The 21541-nt window shown below is 65.7% G+C and carries 21 protein-coding genes and 2 pseudogenes; 14 read left to right on the top strand and 9 right to left on the bottom strand.

The window, feature by feature from the left end; all coding sequences use genetic code 11:
* The first annotated feature begins 17 nt into the window (after window positions 1–17).
* Complete coding sequence (gene argJ, locus A5906_RS40040; RefSeq protein ID WP_080140556.1) at window positions 18–1259, top strand: bifunctional glutamate N-acetyltransferase/amino-acid acetyltransferase ArgJ; 1242 nt, start codon at window positions 18–20, stop codon at window positions 1257–1259.
* A gap of 105 nt (window positions 1260–1364) precedes the next feature.
* Window positions 1365–1775 (top strand): (deoxy)nucleoside triphosphate pyrophosphohydrolase, encoded by a 411-nt coding sequence (locus A5906_RS40035; RefSeq protein WP_080140555.1) that lies wholly within the window; start codon window positions 1365–1367, stop codon window positions 1773–1775.
* Window positions 1776–1909: 134 nt separating this feature from the next.
* Here the strand turns inward: A5906_RS40035 and A5906_RS40030 are convergent, their stop codons facing one another.
* Complete coding sequence (locus A5906_RS40030) at window positions 1910–2779, bottom strand: methyltransferase domain-containing protein (protein WP_167523715.1); 870 nt, start codon at window positions 2777–2779, stop codon at window positions 1910–1912.
* A 206-nt stretch (window positions 2780–2985) separates the two neighbouring features.
* On the opposite strand from A5906_RS40030, the gene A5906_RS40025 reads away from it, so the two are divergent.
* From A5906_RS40025 to A5906_RS40010, 4 genes are read left to right on the top strand one after another with little or no spacing between them, the layout of a single operon-like run.
* Window positions 2986–3783 (top strand): ComF family protein, encoded by a 798-nt coding sequence (locus A5906_RS40025; RefSeq protein ID WP_080140554.1) that lies wholly within the window; start codon window positions 2986–2988, stop codon window positions 3781–3783.
* 47 nt (window positions 3784–3830) lie between these two features.
* Complete coding sequence (gene grxC, locus A5906_RS40020; protein ID WP_080140692.1) at window positions 3831–4106, top strand: glutaredoxin 3; 276 nt, start codon at window positions 3831–3833, stop codon at window positions 4104–4106.
* Complete coding sequence (locus tag A5906_RS40015) at window positions 4103–4981, top strand: carbon-nitrogen hydrolase family protein (protein ID WP_080140553.1); 879 nt, start codon at window positions 4103–4105, stop codon at window positions 4979–4981. Before grxC ends, A5906_RS40015 begins: the two co-directional genes overlap by 4 nt.
* Window positions 4978–5460 (top strand): DUF1178 family protein, encoded by a 483-nt coding sequence (locus A5906_RS40010; protein ID WP_080140552.1) that lies wholly within the window; start codon window positions 4978–4980, stop codon window positions 5458–5460. Before A5906_RS40015 ends, A5906_RS40010 begins: the two co-directional genes overlap by 4 nt.
* Here A5906_RS40010 and A5906_RS40005 read toward each other — a convergent pair.
* From A5906_RS40005 to A5906_RS39995, 4 genes and pseudogenes are all read right to left on the bottom strand, one after another.
* On the bottom strand, window positions 5457–6356 hold the full coding sequence (locus A5906_RS40005) for an EamA family transporter (protein WP_080140551.1): 900 nt from the start codon (window positions 6354–6356) through the stop codon (window positions 5457–5459). The genes A5906_RS40010 and A5906_RS40005 overlap by 4 nt on opposite strands.
* A gap of 282 nt (window positions 6357–6638) precedes the next feature.
* Window positions 6639–7145 (bottom strand): annotated as a pseudogene (ubiG, locus tag A5906_RS40000) (bifunctional 2-polyprenyl-6-hydroxyphenol methylase/3-demethylubiquinol 3-O-methyltransferase UbiG); the annotation flags it as partial.
* 1 nt (window position 7146) lies between these two features.
* A pseudogene (locus tag A5906_RS45880) lies at window positions 7147–7389 on the bottom strand (bifunctional 2-polyprenyl-6-hydroxyphenol methylase/3-demethylubiquinol 3-O-methyltransferase UbiG); the annotation flags it as partial.
* Between the two features lie 14 nt (window positions 7390–7403).
* The gene (locus tag A5906_RS39995; RefSeq protein WP_080140550.1) at window positions 7404–7871 is read right to left on the bottom strand and encodes a PH domain-containing protein; all 468 of its coding nucleotides are present in this window, start codon (window positions 7869–7871) and stop codon (window positions 7404–7406) included.
* 151 nt (window positions 7872–8022) lie between these two features.
* Between A5906_RS39995 and A5906_RS39990 the strand changes: the two genes are divergently transcribed.
* The 5 genes from A5906_RS39990 to A5906_RS39970 all read left to right on the top strand — a co-directional run bounded on the left by A5906_RS39990 (window position 8023) and on the right by A5906_RS39970 (window position 15163).
* Window positions 8023–9279: an aspartate kinase gene (locus A5906_RS39990; protein WP_080140549.1), complete on the top strand. Its 1257-nt coding sequence runs from the start codon at window positions 8023–8025 to the stop codon at window positions 9277–9279.
* Window positions 9280–9634: 355 nt separating this feature from the next.
* The gene (ptsP, locus tag A5906_RS39985; protein WP_080140548.1) at window positions 9635–11902 is read left to right on the top strand and encodes a phosphoenolpyruvate--protein phosphotransferase; all 2268 of its coding nucleotides are present in this window, start codon (window positions 9635–9637) and stop codon (window positions 11900–11902) included.
* A gap of 59 nt (window positions 11903–11961) precedes the next feature.
* The gene (gene prfA / locus A5906_RS39980) at window positions 11962–13047 is read left to right on the top strand and encodes a peptide chain release factor 1 (RefSeq protein WP_080140547.1); all 1086 of its coding nucleotides are present in this window, start codon (window positions 11962–11964) and stop codon (window positions 13045–13047) included.
* Window positions 13044–13934 (top strand): peptide chain release factor N(5)-glutamine methyltransferase, encoded by an 891-nt coding sequence (prmC, locus tag A5906_RS39975; RefSeq protein WP_136615835.1) that lies wholly within the window; start codon window positions 13044–13046, stop codon window positions 13932–13934. The genes prfA and prmC overlap by 4 nt, the downstream gene beginning before the upstream one ends.
* A gap of 458 nt (window positions 13935–14392) precedes the next feature.
* Window positions 14393–15163, top strand: coding sequence for a DUF4167 domain-containing protein (locus tag A5906_RS39970; protein ID WP_080140546.1), 771 nt, complete (start codon window positions 14393–14395; stop codon window positions 15161–15163).
* A 126-nt stretch (window positions 15164–15289) separates the two neighbouring features.
* On the opposite strand, the gene A5906_RS39965 is transcribed toward A5906_RS39970, so the two are convergent.
* Window positions 15290–16036 (bottom strand): methyltransferase domain-containing protein, encoded by a 747-nt coding sequence (locus A5906_RS39965; RefSeq protein WP_080140545.1) that lies wholly within the window; start codon window positions 16034–16036, stop codon window positions 15290–15292.
* 108 nt (window positions 16037–16144) lie between these two features.
* Here A5906_RS39965 and gloB point away from each other — a divergent pair, with 108 nt between their 5' ends.
* Window positions 16145–16912, top strand: a complete 768-nt coding sequence (gloB, locus tag A5906_RS39960) for a hydroxyacylglutathione hydrolase (RefSeq protein WP_080140544.1) — start codon at window positions 16145–16147, stop codon at window positions 16910–16912.
* 37 nt (window positions 16913–16949) lie between these two features.
* Complete coding sequence (locus tag A5906_RS39955) at window positions 16950–17372, top strand: cupin domain-containing protein (RefSeq protein WP_080140543.1); 423 nt, start codon at window positions 16950–16952, stop codon at window positions 17370–17372.
* A gap of 42 nt (window positions 17373–17414) precedes the next feature.
* On the opposite strand, the gene yddG is transcribed toward A5906_RS39955, so the two are convergent.
* From yddG to A5906_RS39940, 3 genes are all read right to left on the bottom strand, one after another.
* Entirely contained in the window at window positions 17415–18284 is an 870-nt protein-coding gene (gene yddG, locus A5906_RS39950; RefSeq protein WP_080140542.1) for an aromatic amino acid exporter YddG, read from the bottom strand.
* 165 nt (window positions 18285–18449) lie between these two features.
* Window positions 18450–19175: an acetoacetyl-CoA reductase gene (gene phbB, locus A5906_RS39945; RefSeq protein ID WP_080140541.1), complete on the bottom strand. Its 726-nt coding sequence runs from the start codon at window positions 19173–19175 to the stop codon at window positions 18450–18452.
* Window positions 19176–19415: 240 nt separating this feature from the next.
* Window positions 19416–20594: an acetyl-CoA C-acetyltransferase gene (locus A5906_RS39940; protein ID WP_080140540.1), complete on the bottom strand. Its 1179-nt coding sequence runs from the start codon at window positions 20592–20594 to the stop codon at window positions 19416–19418.
* 316 nt (window positions 20595–20910) lie between these two features.
* Between A5906_RS39940 and phaR the strand changes: the two genes are divergently transcribed.
* On the top strand, window positions 20911–21501 hold the full coding sequence (gene phaR / locus A5906_RS39930) for a polyhydroxyalkanoate synthesis repressor PhaR (protein WP_080140538.1): 591 nt from the start codon (window positions 20911–20913) through the stop codon (window positions 21499–21501).
* The last annotated feature ends 40 nt before the right edge of the window (window positions 21502–21541 follow it).

Here is a 21541-nt window from a genome sequence, read left to right as displayed (position 1 = left end):
CACCAAGGCGCCCCGCGATGTCCTCCTCCGTCTCTCCCCTTGCTCCGAAGAACGTTCCCGACATGCCCGTGATCGCGGGCATCCGCCTTGCGACGGCCGAGGCCGGCATCCGCTACAAGAACCGCACCGATGTGCTGCTCGCGGTGATGGACAAGGGCACGGCGGTCGCCGGCGTCTTCACCAAGTCGAAATGCCCCTCCGCTCCGGTCGAATGGTGCCGCGCCAAGCTGAAGGGCGGCAAGGCGCGCGCGCTGGTGGTCAATTCTGGCAATGCCAACGCCTTCACCGGCAAGACCGGCCGCGCCTCCACCGCGCTGACCGCGAAGATCGCGGCCAAGGCGGTCGGCTGCAGCGAAAGCGAGATCTTCCTGGCCTCGACCGGCGTGATCGGCGAGCCGCTGGACGCCAGCAAGTTCGACGGCGTGCTGGGCCGCCTCGCCGAAGCCGCCGAGCCCGGCGACTATCTCGCCGCGGCAAAGGCAATCATGACCACCGACACCTTCCCGAAGGTCGCGACCGCGACCGTCAAGCTCGGCAAGGCCAAGGTCACCATCAACGGCATGGCCAAGGGCGCCGGCATGATCGCCCCCGACATGGCGACGATGCTGTCCTTCATCTTCACCGACGCGCCGATCGCGCCTGCTGCCCTGCAGGCGCTGCTCAAGGCCGGCGTCGAGGACACGTTCAATGCGGTCACGATCGACGGCGACACGTCCACTTCGGACACGCTGCTGGCCTTTGCCACCGGTGCCGCCGCTGAGCACGGCGCGCCAAAAATCAGCCGCGCCAGCGATCCGCGCCTGAAGGCCTTCGTCAAGGCCTTCAACCAGACCCTTGCCAACCTCTCCGAGCAGGTCGCCCGCGACGGCGAAGGCGCGCGCAAGCTGGTCGAGATCACCGTCGAGGGCGCCAAGACCAAGGCCTCCGCCCGCAAGATCGCGATGTCGATCGCCAACTCGCCGCTGGTCAAGACCGCGATCGCCGGCGAGGACGCCAATTGGGGCCGCGTGGTGATGGCGGTCGGCAAGGCCGGCGAGCCGGCCGATCGCGACAAGCTCTCGATCTCCTTCAACGGCATCCGCGTCGCCAAGAGCGGCGCGCGCGATCCCGACTACGACGAGGCGCAGGTGTCGGAAGCGATGAAGGCGCCGGAGATCGCGATCAAGGTGTCGCTCGGCCTCGGCAAGGGCCGCGACCGCGTCATGACCTGCGACCTCACCAAGGAATATGTGGCGATCAACGGGGATTACAGGTCGTAGTCTTTGCAGACGTCAATCCGGGGCTCGCCAAGCGAGAACCCGGAATCTGGAGGTTTATGCGGCTCGAGAACCGTTACGGACCATACACAGCGAGCGACTTCAGGCATGGCCGATCTCAAACTGACACTCGTGGTGGCCTGCGCGCTGGTCGACGCCGACAAGCGCGTCCTGATCGCGCAGCGCCCGGAAGGCAAGACACTGGCGGGCCTGTGGGAATTCCCCGGCGGCAAGCTCGAGCACGGCGAGCGGCCGGAGCAGAGCCTGATCCGCGAGTTGCATGAAGAGCTCGGCATCACCGTCGCCGAGCCGTGCCTCGCGCCGCTGACCTTTGCCAGCTACGGCTACGAGACCTTCCACCTGTTGATGCCACTCTATATCTGCCGGCGCTGGGAAGGGATGGTCACTCCACGCGAAGGCCAGAACCTCGCCTGGGTCCGCGCCAACAAACTGCGCGACTACCCGATGCCGCCCGCAGACATCCCGCTGATCCCGCATCTGATTGATTTGTTGATGTGAGTTGCACTGTGCCCCGGACGCAGCGCAGCGCTTCTTCAGCGGTGCGCTGCTGAGCCGGGGCCCACGCCAGCGGTAGGCTGGGTCCCGGCTCTGCGCAGCAGCGCAAGAGCGCTGCAGCGCGTCCGGGACACGCCTCACTCCTTCCCCGCCTTCTTCACCGCCTCCGCCAGGCTCGCTTTCGCCGATCCCGGTTTCAGCGGCTGCTGCTGGCTCGCATGCGGCGCCCAGCCCGAGAGCCAGATGATGTCGAACGTCGCGCGGATGCGGCCGTCGGCATCGGCAAAGCGCTCGGCATAGATCTCGGCCATGCGCAGCAGCGTCGCGCGGCGCGTTGGTGTGCGGCGGCGCTCGACCAGCACATTGGCCGCACCCATGCGGCGGAGATCCTGCATCAACGCGAAGGCACTGCCATAGCGCACCACGACCCGGTCGACATCGGTGACCGGCAGCGCGAAGCCCGCCCGCTGCAAAAGCGCGCCGATATCGCGCAGGTCGGCGAACGGCGCAACGCGCGGCGACACGCCACCCTCGCACTCCGCTTCCGCCGCGGCAAATGCCTGCCGCAGCTCGGTGAGACTGTCGCCGCCGATCATCGCGGCGAGTAAGAGCCCGTCCGGCTTCAGCGCGCGACGGATCTGCGCGAGCACACCCGGCAGATCGTTGACGAATTGCAGCGCCAGCGCCGAGACGACGAGATCGAGGCTTTCTGGTGCGAAAGGAAGTTTCTCCGCGCCGGCCGCGTCAAGCGCGTTCCGTTCGCTGGAGGGAAGCCGCGCGCGCAACGCCGCCAGACCGTCAACGGGCGTCCAGAGATCGACCGCGGCGTGAAACTCTCGCATCACCGCCGCCAAGCGGTCGGACATGTCCTCGGCGACCCGGTCAAGCAGGAAGCTCACGGCGCCTTGCGCCTGCGCGCGCTGCTGCCGAGCGTGCAGCAAGGCACGATCAAATAGAGCGGGCGGGGTTTGAGAGTTCTGGGCCATGCCGCTGGTTACGCCGATCATGCTGGCCATGGCAATCACTCTCGTGCCCCGGAGGCGCCGCAGCGCTCTTTACCGCTGCTGCGCGGAGCCGGGACCCAGGGGGTGCATGGCAAATCGCGGTGAGATGGGCCCCGGCTCTGCAGCGCACCGCTGTAGAAGCGCTGCGCTGCGTCCGGGGCACGAGAGCGTGGCTTGAGCGCCATCGACGGGAACGCTAGCTTCCCCTCATGGAAGCTGACGCCGCCCCTTCCCGTTTCATCACCACACCGATCCGCGCCGCATGGACAGCCGGCCGCGATGCGCTGGCGCGTGCGGCACGGCTCGCCCTCGACATCGCGCTGCCGACATTGTGCGTGTCCTGCCGCGAGCCGGTCGACGGCGAAGGCGTTTGCGCTTCCTGCTGGGCGCGGCTGTCGTTCATCGAACGGCCCTATTGTCCGCGGCTCGGCATTCCCTTCGTCTATGACCCCGGCCCCGACATGCTGTCGATGGAGGCGATCGCGAGCCCGCCGGCCTACCAGCGGGCGCGCGCGGCGGTGCGCTATGACGATGTCGCGCGCACGCTGGTGCATGCGTTGAAATACCAGGACCGCACCGACCTGGCGCCGGCCATGGGCCGCTGGATGGCGCGCGCGGGCGGCGAGCTGCTGACGGGCGCCGACATGTTGGTGCCGGTGCCCCTGCACTGGCGAAGAGCCTGGCGCCGCCGCTACAACCAGTCCGGCGCGCTGGCGCGCATCATCGAACGGCAGAGCGGGGTCAAGGTGCGGGGCGACGTGCTGCGGCGGGTGCGCGCCACCGAGCAGCAGATCGGCCTGTCGCGAGCCCAGCGCGCCACCAATGTGCAGGGCGCATTCCAGGTATCTCCCGACCGTCAGGCCGAGGTCCAGGGCCGCCGCGTCGTCCTGATCGACGACGTCCTGACCTCAGGTGCGACATTGGATGCCTGCGCGCGGGCCCTGCTCCGCGCCAAGGCAGCCCAGGTCGACGTGCTGGTGTTCGCCCGGGTTGTGGAGGTCAGGTAAAGTCCCATATAATTCAATGAATTCATGACATGAAAGCGCCATACGAGATGACTGCTGCTGTCGAAATCTACACCCGGCCGGGCTGTGGCTATTGTTCCGCTGCGAGGTCCCTGCTGACCCGCAAGAAGGCGGCCTTCGCCGAGTTCGACGTCGCCAAGAACCCGTCCTGGCGCCAGGAAATGTACGACCGCGCCGGCGAGGGCTCGACCTTCCCGCAGATCTGGATCGGCGGCACCCATGTCGGCGGCTGCGACGACCTCTACGCGCTCGACCGCGAGGGTAAGCTCGACGGCATGCTCGAAAGCGTGAAGGCGGTATCATGAGCGACAACAGGACCTTCACCGCCGCGATGGTGCAGATGCGCACCGGCCTGATGCCGGAGCCCAGCCTCGCGCAGGCCACCAGGCTGATCCGGCAGGCGGCGGCGGGCGGCGCCGACTATGTGCAGACGCCCGAGGTCAGCAACATGATGCAGCTGAACCGCAAGGCGCTGTTCGAGCGTCTGCAGAGCGAAGAGGACGACACCTCGCTGAAGGCTTACCGCGCGCTGGCGGCGGAATTGAAGATCCACATCCATGTCGGCTCGCTGGCCCTGCGATTCTCAGAGGAGAAAGCGGTCAACCGCTCCTTCCTGATCGGGCCCGAGGGCAATGTGCTCGCGAGCTACGACAAGATCCACATGTTCGACATCGAGCTGCCGGATGGCGAGAGCTATCGCGAATCCGCCAACTATCAGCCGGGCGAGACCGCCGTGATCTCCGACCTGCCCTGGGGCCGGGTGGGCCTAACGATCTGCTACGACGTGCGCTTCCCCGCGCTGTACCGTGCGCTCGCCGAGAGCGGCGCCTACTTCATCACGGTACCGTCGGCCTTCACCCGCAAGACCGGCGAAGCGCATTGGCACGTGCTGCTGCGTGCGCGTGCGATCGAGACCGGGTGCTTCATCTTCGCCGCGGCACAGGCAGGCACCCACGAGAACAAGCGCGAGACCTATGGTCACTCGCTGATCATCGACCCCTGGGGCGAGATCCTCGCCGAGGGCGATGTCGAGCCCGGCATCATCATGGCGAAGATTGATCCGGCCAAGGTCGAGACCGCGCGCCGGGCGATACCATCGCTGCAGCACGGCCGCCGTTTCGGCGTCGCCGATCCCAAGACCGGGCCGGACCATCTGCACCTCGTACGGGGATCGGCATGATCCGCTACGCACTTCACTGCGACCGCAACCACGCATTCGAAAGCTGGTTCCAGAGCTCGTCGGCTTATGATTCTCAGGTGAAGCGCAAGCTCGTGACCTGCCCGATCTGCGGATCGGCCAAGGTCGACAAGGCGATCATGGCGCCGCGCATCGTCGGCAAGAAGGGCCGCGGGCGCGCGACACCGCCGCCGGAGCCCGTGGCTGCGACCGCGCCCGAGGCCACGCCGTCAGCGCCGACCTCGCTGCTGATGGCGCAGGAGAAGGAGCTGCGCGCGAAATTGAAGGAATTGCGCGATCACATCGTCAAGAACGCCGACAATGTCGGCGAGCGTTTTGCGAACGAAGCGCGCGCGATGCATTACGGCGACAAGGAGCACCGCCCGATCTACGGCGAGGCCTCGCCGGAAGAGGCGAAGTCGCTGATCGAGGAAGGCATCGAGGTCTCGCCGCTGCCGACGCTTCCGGAAGACCGTAACTAAGCCCCCACCAGCACCGCCACGCCGATCACGATCAGCACGATGCCCAAAAGCTCGCGCGGCGCGATCGGCTGCTTGAACGAGTAGTAGGCCACGCCTTGCGCGAACAGCACCTCGATCAGCGCGAGCGTGCGGACATTGGCGGCGGCCGTCAGCGCGAAGGCCAGGAACCAGAATTGCGAGGCGAAGGCGCCGGTGAAGCCGGCGAGCATCGACGGCCGCCATAGTCCGAGGATGCCGCGCAGCACGTCGGGCGCGCGCCAGAGCAGGTAGATCGTCAGCACCAGCGTCTGCACGAACAGGCCGAGCACCAGCGTGAAGGACGAGGCCGTCACGAACGACACGTTCGGCACCGTGATGATGGCACCGCGAAAACCCACCGCCGACAGCGCGAAGGCCGCAGCCGCAACGAGGCCAGTGATGGACGGCTTCAGCTCGGCAAAGCTCTTTTCGCCGCCGGGACGTAGCGCGGTGATGACGACGCCGACGGTCGCGATCACGATCGCCAGCACCTTCAGCCAGGTGAGGTGGTCGCCGAGGAAGACGAAGCCGAAGATCGCGGTCTGGATCGCCTCGGTCTTCAGGTACGCCGTCGTCACCACGAAGGAGCGGTCGTTCATCGCGAGCAGCATCAGGCCGGTGGCCACGATCTGGCTGAGCGCCCCGAGCAGCAGCCACGGCCAGAACACGACCGGCGGCATCCCGATATGATCGCCGGTCGCGACCAGCACCACGGCGAGGAACAGCAGCGAGAACGGGAAGCCGAACAGGAAGCGGATATTGGTCGCGCCCCAGGTCCCCAGCGGCTTCGTCAACGACCGCTGCATCGCGTTGCGCGCGACCTGGCCGAGCGCAGCAATGATTGTGAAGGGAATCCAGAGGCTGGTGACGGTGAGCATGGGGGTGGATGGTCAGGAAAGAATTCGCGAGCAACCTGCAAGTTGCGCCCTGCGCGGTCAACCGCGGGGATGTCATGGGAGCGATGCTCGCGCCACAAACTCCGCCGTCGCCCTGGACAAGCGAAGCGCCGATCCAGGACCCATTACCCCATGGAGCGGTTTGGCGAAGACTCGTGGTTACGAGCTTCGCGCCACAACTTCTCCCTCGGGTAATGGGTCCTGGCTTTTGCCAGGACGACACCTTTGGTGGTGAGGCAGCGGAGCCCTACAAGCTGCGCCCTCTCACACCATTCCTTCGGCCACCACCATGTAGTTCACGTCCATGTCGGACGAGAGGCTCCATTTGTCGGCGAAGGGCGAGTAGACGACGCCGGTCTGTTCGGTGATGACGAGGCGATTGTCGAGGAGGTATTTGGTCAGCTCGTCGGGGGTGACGAACTTGTTCCATTCGTGGGTGCCGCGCGGCAGCCAGCGCAGGACGTATTCGGCACCGACGATGGCCAGCGCAAAGCTCTTCCAGTTCCGGTTCAGCGTCGAGACCACCATCAGCCCGTTCGGCTTCAGCATCGAGGCGCAGCGCTTCAGGAACATGCCGACGTCGGTGACGTGCTCGACCACCTCCATCGCCAGCACGATGTCGAAGCGCTCGCGCGGGTCGATCTCCTCCACCGTGGTGCAGCGATAGTCGATCGCAAGATGGCCCTTGTCGGCGTGGATCTTGGCGGCGGCGATGTTGCTCTGCGAGGGATCGACGCCGATGACCTGCGCGCCGAGCCGCGACAGCGGCTCNGCAGCCGATGTCCAGCACGCGCAAACCGCCGAGGCAGTTGAGGCTGCGCACGTTGCGCTCGAACTTGCGGCAGGCGGCGTCGCGGATATAGCCGAGCCGCAGCGGGTTGATCCGGTGCAGCGGCGCCATCTTGCCCTTGGGGTCCCACCACTCCGCCGAGAGTTTTGAGAATTTCGCGATCTCGGCGGCATCGACGGTCGAGCCCGGCTGGGCGGAGAGGGAAGTATTTTGCTGCATGCTCATGGTTACGCGCGGTCCTACCGCGTGGTGATCGAACTACGGAAAGCGAGCGGCGAGGCGATGGTCTTGATCGTCTCGATCCCCTCGCCGACGCCGCGAATCGTCACGTCGCCGTAGTTGAGAATACGTCCAAGGATGGTCTGGTCGACGTCGACGCTCTCGACCTTGTCCAGCGCCATCTCGAAGGTGCGGCGCTTGATGAACCCGGTCTTGTGCACAACCCGCAGATTGGTGACGTCGGTCTCGGTGGTGAAGCGATGGAACCAGCCCTTGAGGGTCCAATACAAGGCCGCCAGAGCCACGAGGCCCGCAGCGACGAGGCAAAGCAAGACAAGCCCATCGGCGGTGGCCTGCCGGGACAGAACGAACAGGACCAGCGCCACGATCCAGGCCACAATCGCCGGGAAATAGAAGATCCAGTGCGCATTGGTCGAATACAGGACCCGCTCGCCGGGCTGCAGGATCTCGTCGATATAGCGCGCCATGATCTCGGTTAACCCACTATCCCCGGACCTGCCCCCGCAGGAACCCGCTTGCCCCCGGCCCCGCCGCTCTGTATACGCGCGGTCGGTATCCGCGAGGCCCGTCCAATGCGGGTCACCATACTGATCCTTATGAGGGAATGCACGCGTCGTCATGAGCCGCCTCGTGATGAAATTCGGCGGCACATCCGTCGCCAACATCGAACGCATCCGCAACGTCGCACGCCACGTCAAGCGTGAGGTCGACGCCGGCCATGAGGTGGCCGTGGTCGTCTCGGCGATGTCGGGCAAGACCAACGAGCTGGTGGCCTGGTGCACCGAGGCCTCGCCGATGCACGACGCGCGCGAATACGACGCCGTCGTCGCCTCCGGCGAGCAGGTGACGTCCGGCCTGCTGGCCATCGTGCTGCAGAGCATGGGCATCCAGGCCCGCTCCTGGCAGGGCTGGCAAATCCCGATCAAGACCAGCGACGCCCATGCCTCGGCCCGGATCGAGGACATCGACGGCAGCGAGATCATCAAGCGCTTCCAGGAGCGCAAGGAGGTCGCCGTCATCGCCGGCTTCCAGGGCATCAACGCCGAGACGGGCCGCATCACCACGCTCGGCCGCGGCGGCTCGGACACCTCGGCCGTGGCGGTCGCCGCAGCCGTCAAGGCGGACCGCTGCGACATCTACACCGACGTCGATGGCGTCTATACGACCGACCCGCGAATCGTGCCGAAGGCCAAGAGGCTCGGCAAGATCGCATTCGAGGACATGCTGGAACTGGCCTCGCAGGGCGCGAAAGTGCTCCAGGTCCGCTCGGTGGAACTGGGCATGGTCCACAATATGCCGATCTTCGTCCGATCGAGCTTCGACAAGCCCGAGGATATCGACCCGCATGCCAACCAGCCGCCCGGCACCCTGATCTGCGGCGAGGAGGAGATCATGGAAAACCACGTCGTCACCGGCATCGCCTTTTCGAAGGACGAGGCCCAGATCTCGGTGCGCCAGATCGAAGACAAGCCGGGCGTTGCGGCCTCGATCTTCGGGCCGCTGGCGGAAGCCAACATCAACGTCGACATGATCGTGCAGAACGTCTCCGAGGACGGCAAGACCACCGACCTGACGTTCACGGTCCCGGCGGCCGACTACACCCGCGCCAAGGACACGATTACCGCTGCCAAGGCCAGGATCGGCTATGCCCGGCTTGATACCGCGACCGACGTCGCGAAAATCTCGGTGATCGGCAGCGGCATGCGCAGCCATGCCGGCGTCGCCGCCCAGGCGTTTTCGGCTCTCGCGGGGCGGAATATCAACATCCGGGCCATTACAACCTCCGAGATCAAATTCTCGGTGTTGATCGACACCGCCTATACCGAGCTGGCGGTGCGCACCCTGCATACGCTCTACGGCCTCGATCAGGCCTGAAGCGCGGCCGTCGTCGCGCTTCAGATTGACCTTTGAGCATGGTCTTTCCGGAAAACCGCTTCGCACTTTTCCGGGCCATGCCAGGGCTAATTTTCTCTTAGCGGTCGCAGCAAACGCGAAGGTGTACACACCTTCGCGTTTGGCAGGCGTTTTGCTTGGCAAAACAAGCCCCAGTTCGCTATACGGCGAAGAGGGTGGGCTGCCGCAAACTGTGTCCCAGTTCAGGCGGCGCTGATTCGGTGCAAGCGAGAGTTTGCGCCTGCGCCGGACAAACAAATTGGTTGTTTTTCTGGAGTTTTAGGCCAGCCGCCGGCCGATACCGCCGGGCCGGGCAGACGGAGGAGATTGAGGCTACATGCGGAGCGCGTCGGGAGGTCCCCGCGTCTTGTTGAGACGGCTCCGCGAAACCATGGCGGAGCAGGTCTCGGCCCAGGAGCGGCTGGACAAGATCGTGGTGCTGATCGCCGCCAACATGGTGGCCGAGGTGTGCTCGGTCTACGTGCTGCGCATCGACAACACGCTCGAGCTCTACGCCACCGAAGGTCTCAACCGCGAGGCTGTGCACCATACCGTGCTCAGCGCCCATGAGGGCCTGGTCGGCCTCGTCGCCAGCGAGGCGACGCCGCTCAACCTCAGCGACGCGCAGAGCCATCCGGCCTTCTCGTTCCGTCCCGAGACCGGCGAAGAAATTTATCACTCCTTCCTCGGCGTGCCGATCCTGCGCGCCGGCAACACGCTCGGCGTGCTGGTGGTGCAGAACCGCGCCAAGCGCAACTACGTCGAGGAGGAACTCGAGGCGCTGCAGACCACCGCGATGGTGCTGGCCGAGCTGATCGCCTCGGGCGAGCTGTCCGCCCTCGCCCAGCCGGGCCTGGAGCCCGCCGCGCGCCATTCGGCACAGAAGGTCGGCGCCATCCTGTCGGAGGGCATCGCGCTCGGCCATGTCGTGCTGCACGAGCCGCGCGTCGTCATCAAGGACTACATCGCCGAGGACCTGCCGAAGGAAATCAAACGGCTGGACACCGCGCTGGCCAAGCTGCGCGCCGATCTCGACCGCATGCTGGAGCGCGGCGACGTCGCGGAAGGAGGCGAGCATCGCGAGGTGCTTGAAGCCTACCGCATGTTCGCCAACGACCAGGGCTGGTCGCACAAGCTGCACGAGGCGGTCGCCACCGGTCTCACCGCGGAAGCGGCGGTGGAGCGCGTGCAGTCGGACACGCGCGCGCGCATGCTGCGCTCGACCGATCCCTATTTGCGTGACCGGCTGCACGATCTCGAGGATCTCGGCTATCGCCTGATGCGGCAGCTGGTCGGCCAGGATCACGCGCCCTCGCGCGAGCAACTGCCCGACAACGCCATCGTCATCGCCCGCGCGATGGGCCCGGCGGCGCTGCTCGACTACGACCGCAAGCGCCTGCGCGGCATCGTGCTGGAGGAAGGCACCGCCAATTCCCACGTCTCGATCGTGGCGCGCGCGCTCGGAATTCCCGCGGTCGGCGAGGTGCCGAACGCGCCTGGCATCGCCGATCCCGGCGATGCCATCATCGTCGACGGCACGTCCGGCTCGATCTATGTGCGTCCGTCGCAGGAGATCGAGGCCGCCTTCGCCGAGCGCGTGCGCTTCCGCGCCCGCCGCCAGGCCCAGTATCTGGCGCTGCGCGACCGGCCCTGCGTCACCAGGGACGGCCAGAAGGTCGAGCTGATGATCAATGCGGGTCTTGCCATCGACCTGCCGCATATCGAGGACACCGGCAGCGCCGGCATCGGCCTGTTCCGCACCGAGCTGCAGTTCATGGTCGGCCAGAGCCTGCCGCGCACCAGCGACCAGCTCGCGCTCTATCGCACCGTGCTGGATGCGGCGGGCAGCAAGCCCGTCACCTTCCGCACCCTCGACATCGGCGGCGACAAGGCGCTGCCCTACATGGAAGCGGTGATCGAGGAAAATCCCGCGCTTGGCTGGCGCGCAATTCGGCTCGGGCTGGACCGTCCCGGCCTTTTGCGCGGCCAGATCCGCGCGCTGCTGCGCGCCGGCGGCGGCCGCGCGCTGCGCATCATGTTCCCGATGATCTCGGAGGTCGCCGAATTCGATTCGGCCAAGGCGCTGGTCGAGCGCGAGCTGACATACTTACGCCAGCACGGCCACACGCTGCCTGAACGAATCGACATCGGTACCATGGTCGAGGTGCCGGCCCTGCTCTATCAGCTCGACGAGCTGCTCAAGAAGGTCGATTTCATCTCAGTCGGCTCCAACGATCTGTTCCAGTTCCTGTTCGCAGTCGACCGCGGCAATGCCAAGGTCTCCGAGCGCTTCGACACGATGTCGGCGCCGATCCTGCGCGCGCTGCGCGACATCGCGCGCAAGGCGCAAGGCGCGCAGAAGTCGCTCTCGCTCTGCGGCGAGATGGCCTCCAAGCCGATCGGCGCACTGGCGCTGATCGGGCTGGGCTATCGCTCGCTGTCGCTCTCGGCGACCGCGCTCGGCCCGGTCAAGGCGATGGTGCTCGATCTCGATGCCAGGAAGGCCGAAGCGATGCTCGGCCCGCTCCTCGACGCGCCTGCGGGCAGCGTCTCGATCCGGCAGAAGCTGACGGAATTTGCCGAGGCCGAGGGCCTTGCGTTGTAGCGGGCCTGTCGCCGCTCTCCGCCGCCCTCGCCTCCTTCCGCCCTTTTGAGACTGAACCGATGTCGTCACTCCCCGAAGCCAAACTGGACGTGCTCCTTGCACATCATGCCTCTCTTGAGGCCGAATCGCTCGGACAGCTCGCCTCGGAGCGCTATGTGCAGATCACGCGCGAGCTCGCCGAGATCACCCCGCTGATCGAGGCGGTCAAAACCTACCGGTCCGCCGTCAAGGAGCTCGCCGACACCGAGGCGCTGATCGCCGATCCCGCGACCGATGCCGAGATGCGCGGCATGGCGGAGGCCGAGCGCGACGAGCTGACGCCCAGGATCGAGGAGCTGGTCCAGAAGATCCGCGTCGCGCTGTTGCCCAAGGACGCCATGGACGACCGCAACGTGATGCTGGAAATCCGCGCCGGCACCGGAGGCGACGAGGCGTCGTTGTTCGCTGGCGATTTGTTCCGGATGTACGAGCGCTTCGCAAACCTTCAGGGCTGGAAGGTCGAGGTGATCTCGGCGAGCGAAGGCACCGTCGGCGGCTACAAGGAAATCATCGCGGAGGTGCAGGGCCGCGGCGCGTTCTCGAAGCTGAAATTCGAATCCGGCGTGCACCGCGTGCAGCGCGTGCCCGACACCGAGACGCAAGGGCGCATCCACACCTCCGCCGCCACCGTCGCGGTGCTGCCGGAGGTCGAGGATGTCGACGTCGACATCAAGAACGAGGACCTGCGCATCGAGACCATGCGCGCGCAGGGCGCCGGCGGCCAGCACGTCAACAAGACCGAATCGGCAATCCGCATCACCCACATCCCGACCGGCATCGTGGTGATGATGCAGGACAGCCGCTCGCAGCACAAGAACCGCGCCTCGGCCATGAACATCCTGCGCTCGCGCATCTACGACGCCGAGCGCCAGCGCGTCGACGCCGCGCGCTCGGCCGAACGCAAGGAGAAGGTCGGCTCCGGCGATCGCTCCGAGCGCATCCGTACCTACAATTTCCCGCAAGGGCGCGTCACCGACCACCGCATCAACCTGACGCTCTACAAGCTGCCGCAGGTGATCGCCGGTGAAGCGCTGGGCGAATTGATCGACGCGCTGACCACCGAGCACCAGGCCGCGCAGCTCGCCGCGCAAGGCGCGGCTGCGTGACGGGCTGCGTGAGCAACCCCTTCGCAGGACAATCCATCGAGAGCGCGCGCCGCGCGCTGGCGGCGCAGCTGCGATCGGCACAGATCGACGAAGCCGAGTTAGATGCCCGCATCCTGATCAGTGCCGTGCTTGACCTTGATCTCACCGGCCTCATTGCGCAGGCCACCCGCCCCCTCACGAGCGCCGAGGCGTTGCAGCTGGCGCAATATGCAGGGCGCCGCATCGCGGGCGAGCCGGTAGCGCGCATTCTCGGCACGCGCGAATTCTGGGGCCTGCCGTTCCGCCTCTCGGAGGCTACCCTGGTCCCGCGCCCCGACACCGAGACGGTGGTCGAGCGTGCGCTCGAGCTTTTTCGCGAACAGAAGATCCACCGCCCCCGCATCGCCGACATCGGCACCGGCTCCGGCGCGATACTGCTGGCGCTGCTGCACGAGATTCCCGACGCCTTCGGTGTCGGCACCGATCTCAGCCTCACCGCGCTCGGCACCGCGCGGGGCAATGCCGCAGCCCTCGGCCTCGGCAATCGTTCTGCCTTCGCCGCCTGCTCCTATCTGGCCGCGCTCTCGGGTCCGTTCGATCTCATCGTGTCGAACCCACCCTATATTCCCTCGGGCGAAATTCCGAAATTGAGCGTCGAGGTGCGCGACCACGATCCGCATCTGGCGCTCGACGGCGGCAATGACGGATATGATGCCTACCGCGGCCTGATCCCGCAGGCGGCCGAGCGCCTCGCCCTCGGCGGCGCGCTGATCGTCGAGGCCGGACAGGGCCAGGCCCGGAATATTGAAACCTTGATGGCCGCTGCCGCGTTAGTGGTGGACAGGCCACCGAAGGCCGATTTGGCGGGTATCCCACGGGCCGTTTCGGCCCGAAAAATGCCCCCATAAAAGCCGGTTTGGTCTGTAAAAAGCTCTTGGAATATCCCTTGGGAACGACTACGTTCCGATCAACAGATCGGTGCCGGCCCCGTAGACCTACGGGCGAAAGCCGGGCTCTCAGGCGAGAGCTTTACTGATTTAATGGTTCCAAGCCGCAGGGTTGAGCGCGATGGCCAGTGAGCTGCGCTGCTCTCCGACCGCAACGTGAACGAAAGCCTGATATTGCGCTTGAAGACTTACGCAAGAAAGCTGGGCTTGTTTCGGCAGGCGATATGAATGGGTTCGCTGGCAATGGATGCTGGCGGGTGGGGAACGCGTCTTTGTTGAACGCGACGGTCGACGAACATCGGCAGGGTTCAATCCGCTCTCGTGCGCGGCGCGTACGAGCGATGTGAACCGCTGTCACCAGGTCAGTCTCGGCAATCAGTAATGCGTGCAACCTTTAGGGCTGGAATTAAAGGCAGGACATGAGAAACGGTCAGAACAAGCAGCGGATGCGCAACCGCAACAACAATAACAACAACAACCGGCGCGGCCAGAACCCGATGACCCGGGTCTATGAGTCCAACGGACCGGACATCAAGATCCGCGGCACGGCCTCGCATATCGCCGAAAAGTATCTCCAGCTCGCGCGCGATGCGCGCTCCTCCGGCGACCCCGTTGCGGCCGAGAACTACTACCAGCACGCCGAGCATTATTTCCGCCTGATCGCGGCGGCCCAGGAACAGTTCCGCCAGAACCAGCAGCCGCGCGGCGACGAGCCGGTCAGCAACACCAGCGACGACAGCGACGACGACGGCGAGAACTTCTCGGCGTTCGGCCAGGAACCTGGCTTCGTGCCGCAGCCGCAGCAGCAGCCCTTCATGCGCGACCGCGACGGCCAGCGCGATCATCACCAGCGTGATCACCAGCAGCGCGACAATCAGCAGCCCTATCAGCGCGATAACCAGCAGCCGCGCGAGCACCGCGAACGCGACCATCGTCCGCAGCCGCAATATCAGCCGCAGCCGCAACCCGCGAACCAGCCGCAGCCCGTCATCGCCGATGCCGGCAGCGTCGACCGCCTGCCCTCCTTCATCACCGGCGCACAGCCGCAGGCGAATGGCGGCCAGGGCAGCTTCGAGGGCGGTGGTGGCGGCGAGCGTTATCCGCGCCGGCGTCGCCGGCCGCATGGGCCGCGTCCCGATCGTGAAGCGGCGCCCGCCGCGCCCAGCGACGAGGTCGCCTCGGGCGAGTAAGCCTCTTCCGATTTTTTGACCTGAATCGTCCCGGCCCCGCCGGGACGATTTGTTTTTGAGGATGTCGTCAGCTGAATCGGTGAGAGCCGCTGGCACTGGCCGCCTCTCCCGTGGGGAGAGGTGAAGCTAACTGCGCGTCACGGTCGTCGAGGACGGCACCAGCACGGGCTTGGCCAGCGAGGGAATCAGCCGCGCCCGCTCGCGCTTGGCGGGGATCGCGCGATAGACCTGCTTGGTGGCCTCGACGATGTGCACACCGGCAAAGGGCAGCGACAGGGCCGCACCGGCACGCTCCCACATCTGCGCGGATTTCAGCACCCAGCCGCCGGCATAAGGCGGCATGAACAACGCTTCGCCCCACGCCGTCGGCGTGAACCAGGTCTGGCGCAGCAGGTCGGTGATCTGTGAGCGCGAATACGGCCGGCCGTGACCGAACGGCGTACTGTCGGTGCGGGTCCACACGCCGCGCCGATTCGGGATCACCGCGATGACGCGACCCGAACCCGACAGCACCCGCCACACCTCGCGCAGCAGCGCGGCCGGATCGTCCGACATCTCCAGCGCGTGAACCAGCAGGATGCGGTCCACCGCGGCGTCAGGAAGCGGCAGCGAGAATTCATCGACCAGCGAGGCCAGCGCCGGCCGTCCCGTCGGCCATTTCAGGACGCCCTGGGCCGCCGGCATGAAGGCGATGCAGCGCTCGGCATCTTCGCGGAACAACCCAAGATACGGCGTGGGGTAACCGATCCCAAGGACGCGCTGGCCCTTGGCGCCCGGCCAGCGCTCCCGGATGCCGCGATTGATCATTTGCCGCGCCACAATCCCGAGGCGGCGGGAATAGAACTCACGGAGGTCGACGACATCGATGGTCATGACGGCAATGTAACATGCGCGGGGGCGCGCCTGCGCGCGGAATATTGCATTGCCTGCGCAACGTTAACGCCATATTTGTCTGACGGGGCTGAGCGCGATGGAGAGGTCATGGCCGCCGAAATTCGTACTTTCACCTGTTTAAACGACAATTTCGGTTATCTGATCCACGATGTGGAAACCAAGGCGACGGCGTCGATCGACGCGCCGGAGGCCGGCCCGATCCTGAAGGCGCTGGAGCGCGAAGGCTGGCAGCTCACCGACATCCTGATCACGCATCACCATGGCGATCATGTCGGCGGGGTCGCCGAACTCAAGCAGAAGTACAATTGCCGCGTCGTCGCGCCGCATGACAAGACGACGAAGATCGCCAACGTTGATCTGCGCGTCGCCAATGCCGACGTGGTCAAGGTCGGCAATCTGCTGGCGCGCGTCGTCGAGACGCCCGGCCACACGCTCGACCACGTCTCCTACGTGTTCGACAATGAGAAGACGGTGTTCGCCGCCGACACGCTGTTCTCGATCGGCTGCGGCCGCGTGTTCGAGGGCACCTATCCGATGATGTGGGATTCGCTGTTGAAGCTGCGGGCCCTGCCCGACGACTTCAAGCTCTATTGCGGCCACGAATACACCGCGTCCAACGTCAAGTTCGCCCTCACCGTCGACCCCGACAATGCGGCGCTGCAGGCGCGCGCGGCGGAGGTCACCAGGCTCCGGGCCGAGAACAAGCCGACCATTCCCTCGCTGCTCGGTGACGAGAAGCGGGCGAACGTGTTCCTCCGCGCGGATGAGCCGTCGGTTGCAGCCAGGCTCCACATGAAGGGGGCCGATGCTGCCACGGTGTTCGGCGAGCTCCGCGAGCGCAAGAACAAGTCCTGAAGCACAAATCCTGAAGAACAAGTCCTGACGGGAATCGATGCCGACCGCAGCCGAGATCATCGCACGCCTCGAACTCCGCCCGCATCCCGAAGGCGGGCACTATCGCGAGACGTTTCGCGACCAGACCACGGACACCAATGGCCGTTCGCGTTCGACCCTCATTTATTTCCTGCTCGCGCGCGGCGAACGTTCGCACTGGCATCGCATCGACGCAGTCGAGACCTGGCACTATTACGCCGGCAGCCCCTTGATGCTGCGCATTGCCCATGAGGGCTGCTCGCAGCACGAGGTGCGGCTCGGCACGGATCTCGTCAGCGGCGAACGGCCTCAGGGAATCGTGCCGGCCAACGCCTGGCAGATGGCGGAGACCACGGGCGAGTGGACACTGGTCGGCTGCACCGTGGCGCCGGCGTTCGAGTTCGCGAAGTTCGAGCTCGCGCCGAAGGGCTGGGAGCCGTAGCTCTACACCGTTATTCCAGGACGCCGCGCAAGCGGCGAACAGTCATCGCTTCCTCAGCACCATGTCCTTCGCCGCGATCAGGCCACCGCCGGCGATCAGGATTGCGGCGATGGCGATGTTGGCACTGGCTTTTGCAAAGCCGGCGGCGATGAGGAAGCCGGTCGAGAGCAGCGGCGTCGCGTAGGAGGCGGCACCGAGCACGCGGATGTCACCGCGCTTCATGCCGATATCCCAGGCGTAGAACGCGGCGCCCACCGGCCCGATGCCGAGCGCGATCACGGAAAGCCATTGCAGCGTGGTCTCCGGCCACACCGTGGTCTCCAGCGCGCCATGCATCAGCGCGGCGAGCGCTGATGTAGCGAGACAGAAGCCCGCGACCGCGTCGGTCGGCACCGCTTTCAACCGCCGCGACAGCACCGAATAGGCGGCCCAGACGAAGGCTGCGATGAAGGCCGCGATCAGTCCCGGCACAGCTCCGGGCGCAAAACCGCTGGTGTTGCCGGCGAACAGCAGCACCGTGCCGATCAGCCCAAGCACGGCGCCGATGACATGATGCGCGGCCAGCCGCTCGCCCGGCAGGAACGACGAGAACAGCACGATGAGGAGTGGCCAGAGATAGTTCAGCAGGCCGGCCTCGGCTGGCGGCGCGAAGCGTAGCGCAAGGAAGTACAGCGCGTGATAGCCGAACAATCCGCCGACACCGACGGCCCACACCACCAGCGGCTGACGCAGGCTCTTGGCGGCATCGCCGCGGCCGATCCAGGTCAGCAGGCCGACCAGACCGCCGATCGCAAAAGTCATCGCTGCGAGCTGGAACGCCGGGATCTTCCCGGTCGCGACCGTCATCACCGACAGCAGCGACCACATCAGGATTGCGGTCAATCCGATCAGCGTCGCAGTGCGGGGAGTCATTGCAGAAGGTCTCATCGTTCCGGGATGGCGCGTGGCGCCAGACCCGGAATCTCAACATTCCGGGTTCGCCGCGGTCGCGGCGCCCCGGAATGACAGGTCGTGATGCCCAAGACAAGCCCAGGCATCGCGAGACGTTGGCCTCGAGATCAGACGTGATGCGATGCATCACACCATGTACTGGCCGCCGTTGACCGACAGCGTCGACCCGGTGATGGCGCCGGCTTCATCGGCGGCCAGGAATACGACCGCGCGCGCGATTTCCTCGGGCTCGCCGAGCCGGCCGATCGGGATCAGCGGCAGGATGGCCTTTTCCAGCACGTCCTTCGGGACCGCCTGCACCATCTCGGTGTTGATGTAGCCCGGGCAGATCGCGTTCACGGTGACGCCGCCCTTGGCGTTCTCCAGCGCCAGAGCCTTGGTGAAGCCGATCTCACCGGCCTTGGCCGCGGAGTAGTTCACCTGGCCGAACTGGCCCTTCTGGCCGTTGATCGAGGAGATGTTGATGATGCGGCCGAACTTGCGCCCGCGCATGCCTTCGATCACCTGGCGCGACATGTTGAACAGCGAACCGAGATTGGTGCCGATCACGGCGTTCCATTGCTCGAGGCTCATCTTGTGGAAGGCGCCGTCCTTGGTGATGCCCGCATTGTTGACGAGCACGTCGACCGGGCCAACCTCGGCCTCGACCTTCTTCACGCCTTCGGCGCAGGCGTCGAAATTGCTGACGTCCCATTTGTAGACGGCGATGCCGGTCTCGGCCTTGAATTTTTCGGCCGCCGCATCGTTGCCGGCATAGCTTGCCGCGACCTTGTAGCCGGCCGCCTTCAGCGCCTTGCTGATCGCAGCTCCGATGCCCCGCGTACCACCCGTCACCAGTGCAACACGTGCCATATCGTATTCCTTCCCTTGGACTCTTCCTTGGACTCTTCGGACGCTTTTGAGTGATCGTTTTTAGCTACGGATTATGCGGGTCGTTTGACGGACATCAAGAACAAAACGCCCGGCGTGAGCCGGGCGTTTCTCTTTAGTCGAGGCTTGCAAAGTTGCGAAGAATATTTGATTTGCAACCGCTGCCTTTTTAGTCGCGTGCAACGCACTCACCGACGCGTGCAGCGCACGCGTCAGCGATCCTCAGTCGCGCGCCAGACACATCGCGATGCCCATGCCGCCGCCGATGCACAGCGTAGCAAGACCCTTCTTCGAATCGCGCTTCTGCATCTCGTGCAGCAGCGTCACCAGCACGCGCGCGCCGGAGGCACCGACCGGATGGCCGATCGCGATCGCGCCGCCATTGACGTTGACCTTCGAGGTGTCCCAGCCGAGGTCCTTGTTGACGGCGCAGGCCTGCGCCGCGAAGGCCTCGTTGGCTTCGATCAGATCGAGATCGCCGACGTTCCAGCCGGCCTTCTTCAGCGCGGCGCGCGAGGCCGGGATCGGACCCGAGCCCATGATCTTCGGATCGACGCCGGCCTGCGCCCAGGACACGATGCGCGCGAGCGGCTTCTTGCCTTCCTTGGCGGCCTGCTTCGCCGTCATCAGCACCACGGCGGCAGCGCCGTCGTTGATGCCCGAGGCCGAACCCGCGGTGACCGTGCCGTCCTTCTCGAAGGCCGGCTTCAGCTTCGCCATCGCGTCGAGCGTGGCGCCATGGCGCGGATATTCGTCGGCGCTGACGACCACGTCGCCCTTGCGGGTCTTGATGGTGACGGGAACGATCTCGTCGTTGAACTTGCCGGCCTTCTGCGCGGCCTCGGCCTTCTGCTGCGAGGCGACCGCGAACTCGTCCTGCTGCGCGCGGGTGATCTGCCACTGGCGCGCGACGTTCTCGGCGGTGTTGCCCATGTGGTAGCCGTTGAAGGCATCCCACAGGCCGTCCTTGATCATGGTGTCGACCAGTTCGAGGCCGCCCATCTTGACGCCGCCGCGCAGGTGCTGGGCGTGCGGAGCCATGCTCATGGATTCCTGGCCGCCAGCGACCACGATCTCGGAATCGCCGTTGAGCAGCGCCTGGTAGCCGAGTGCGACCGTGCGCAGGCCAGAGCCGCAAAGCTGGTTCACGCCCCAGGCCGGGCTCTCCACCGGAATGCCGGCCATGATCGAGGCTTGGCGGGCCGGGTTCTGGCCCTGGGCGGCGGTCAGGATCTGACCCATGATGACTTCCGAGACGCGGCCGGGCTCGATGCCACCGCGCTCCAGCGCGGCCTTGATGGCGATCGCGCCGAGGTCATGGGCAGGAAGGGTCGCGAAGGCTCCGTTGAAGCTTCCGACCGGGGTGCGGGCGGCGCTGACGATGACGACATCGTCTGACATGGGGCATCTCCTGGGGCTTGAGGTTCTTGTGAAGGGGCAGGCGGGGCTGGAAAAACGCTCGCCAGTCTCGTCAGCCATCCTGTTAACGTCGTTGAGGCATGTCAATCGGCGGGGGACCGAATTCATGCCGCAGCGCATTCAAAATAGCGTTCTTGGCGCTTTCGCAAGCACGATTTTGCTGCCCGATTAACCGTGGCGCACAAAACGGTAGCGTGACCCCTTTGAAAATGCTTATTTTGTTGCGTTGCGTACTCTTCCCGCCCTGCGGCATCGACCGCCGGGTTCCCGTTCTCAGCGTTTTTGCAAGTGAGAGCCCATGGCGAAATCAGACCAACCCACCACGATCAAGAAATACGCGAACCGCCGGCTCTACAACACCGGAACGAGTACTTACGTGACGCTGGAAGACCTCGCCGCCATGGTCAAGGACGGCGAAGATTTCCTGGTCTACGACGCGAAGACCGGCGACGACATCACCCGCTCCGTGCTGGCCCAGATCATCTTCGAGCAGGAGAACAAGGCCGGCCAGAACCTGCTGCCGACCACCTTCCTGCGCCAGCTGATCCGCTTCTACGGCGACAGCATGCAGATGGTGGTGCCGAAATATCTGGAGCAGTCGATCGCGACGCTGACCCAGGAGCAGGAGAAATTCCGCAAGCAGATCGCCAACACGCTGTCCGGCACGCCCTTTGCGCCGCTGGAGGAGCAGGTCCGCCGCAACATGGAGCTGTTCCAGCAGACCTTCTCGATGTTCAAGCCGTTCGCCGCGCCCCGCCCGGCGGCCAGTCCCGAGCCGGAGCCCGACGCCAACGCCGAGGCGCCCAAGGACAGCAACATCGACGACCTGCGCCAGCAGATGAAGGAAATGCAGGAGCGCCTCGAGCGGATGTCCAAGAAGGACGAGTAGGTCCTCCGTTCGTGCCGGCGCGTCCGCAAGCGGCGGGCGC

Source organism: Bradyrhizobium sacchari (genome assembly GCF_002068095.1).
Classification (GTDB): domain Bacteria; phylum Pseudomonadota; class Alphaproteobacteria; order Rhizobiales; family Xanthobacteraceae; genus Bradyrhizobium; species Bradyrhizobium sacchari.
This window is presented reverse-complemented; position numbering and strand designations above follow the sequence as displayed.

Bases quoted from the DNA above. Each gene is read 5' to 3' on its own strand.
- A5906_RS39995 (WP_080140550.1), bottom strand. From the start codon at position 7,871: ATGGCGCGCTATATCGACGAGATCCTGCAGCCCGGCGAGCGGGTCCTG.
- ptsP (WP_080140548.1), top strand. From the start codon at position 9,635: ATGCGGAGCGCGTCGGGAGGTCCCCGCGTCTTGTTGAGACGGCTCCGC.
- argJ (WP_080140556.1), top strand. From the start codon at position 18: ATGTCCTCCTCCGTCTCTCCCCTTGCTCCGAAGAACGTTCCCGACATG.
- A5906_RS40015 (WP_080140553.1), top strand. From the start codon at position 4,103: ATGAGCGACAACAGGACCTTCACCGCCGCGATGGTGCAGATGCGCACC.
- A5906_RS40030 (WP_167523715.1), bottom strand. From the start codon at position 2,779: ATGATCGGCGTAACCAGCGGCATGGCCCAGAACTCTCAAACCCCGCCC.
- A5906_RS39990 (WP_080140549.1), top strand. From the start codon at position 8,023: ATGAGCCGCCTCGTGATGAAATTCGGCGGCACATCCGTCGCCAACATC.
- A5906_RS40025 (WP_080140554.1), top strand. From the start codon at position 2,986: ATGGAAGCTGACGCCGCCCCTTCCCGTTTCATCACCACACCGATCCGC.
- A5906_RS39955 (WP_080140543.1), top strand. From the start codon at position 16,950: ATGCCGACCGCAGCCGAGATCATCGCACGCCTCGAACTCCGCCCGCAT.
- A5906_RS40005 (WP_080140551.1), bottom strand. From the start codon at position 6,356: ATGCTCACCGTCACCAGCCTCTGGATTCCCTTCACAATCATTGCTGCG.
- A5906_RS40010 (WP_080140552.1), top strand. From the start codon at position 4,978: ATGATCCGCTACGCACTTCACTGCGACCGCAACCACGCATTCGAAAGC.
- phbB (WP_080140541.1), bottom strand. From the start codon at position 19,175: ATGGCACGTGTTGCACTGGTGACGGGTGGTACGCGGGGCATCGGAGCT.
- gloB (WP_080140544.1), top strand. From the start codon at position 16,145: ATGGCCGCCGAAATTCGTACTTTCACCTGTTTAAACGACAATTTCGGT.
- A5906_RS39940 (WP_080140540.1), bottom strand. From the start codon at position 20,594: ATGTCAGACGATGTCGTCATCGTCAGCGCCGCCCGCACCCCGGTCGGA.
- yddG (WP_080140542.1), bottom strand. From the start codon at position 18,284: ATGACTCCCCGCACTGCGACGCTGATCGGATTGACCGCAATCCTGATG.
- A5906_RS39970 (WP_080140546.1), top strand. From the start codon at position 14,393: ATGAGAAACGGTCAGAACAAGCAGCGGATGCGCAACCGCAACAACAAT.
- phaR (WP_080140538.1), top strand. From the start codon at position 20,911: ATGGCGAAATCAGACCAACCCACCACGATCAAGAAATACGCGAACCGC.
- grxC (WP_080140692.1), top strand. From the start codon at position 3,831: ATGACTGCTGCTGTCGAAATCTACACCCGGCCGGGCTGTGGCTATTGT.
- A5906_RS40035 (WP_080140555.1), top strand. From the start codon at position 1,365: ATGGCCGATCTCAAACTGACACTCGTGGTGGCCTGCGCGCTGGTCGAC.
- A5906_RS39965 (WP_080140545.1), bottom strand. From the start codon at position 16,036: ATGACCATCGATGTCGTCGACCTCCGTGAGTTCTATTCCCGCCGCCTC.
- prfA (WP_080140547.1), top strand. From the start codon at position 11,962: ATGTCGTCACTCCCCGAAGCCAAACTGGACGTGCTCCTTGCACATCAT.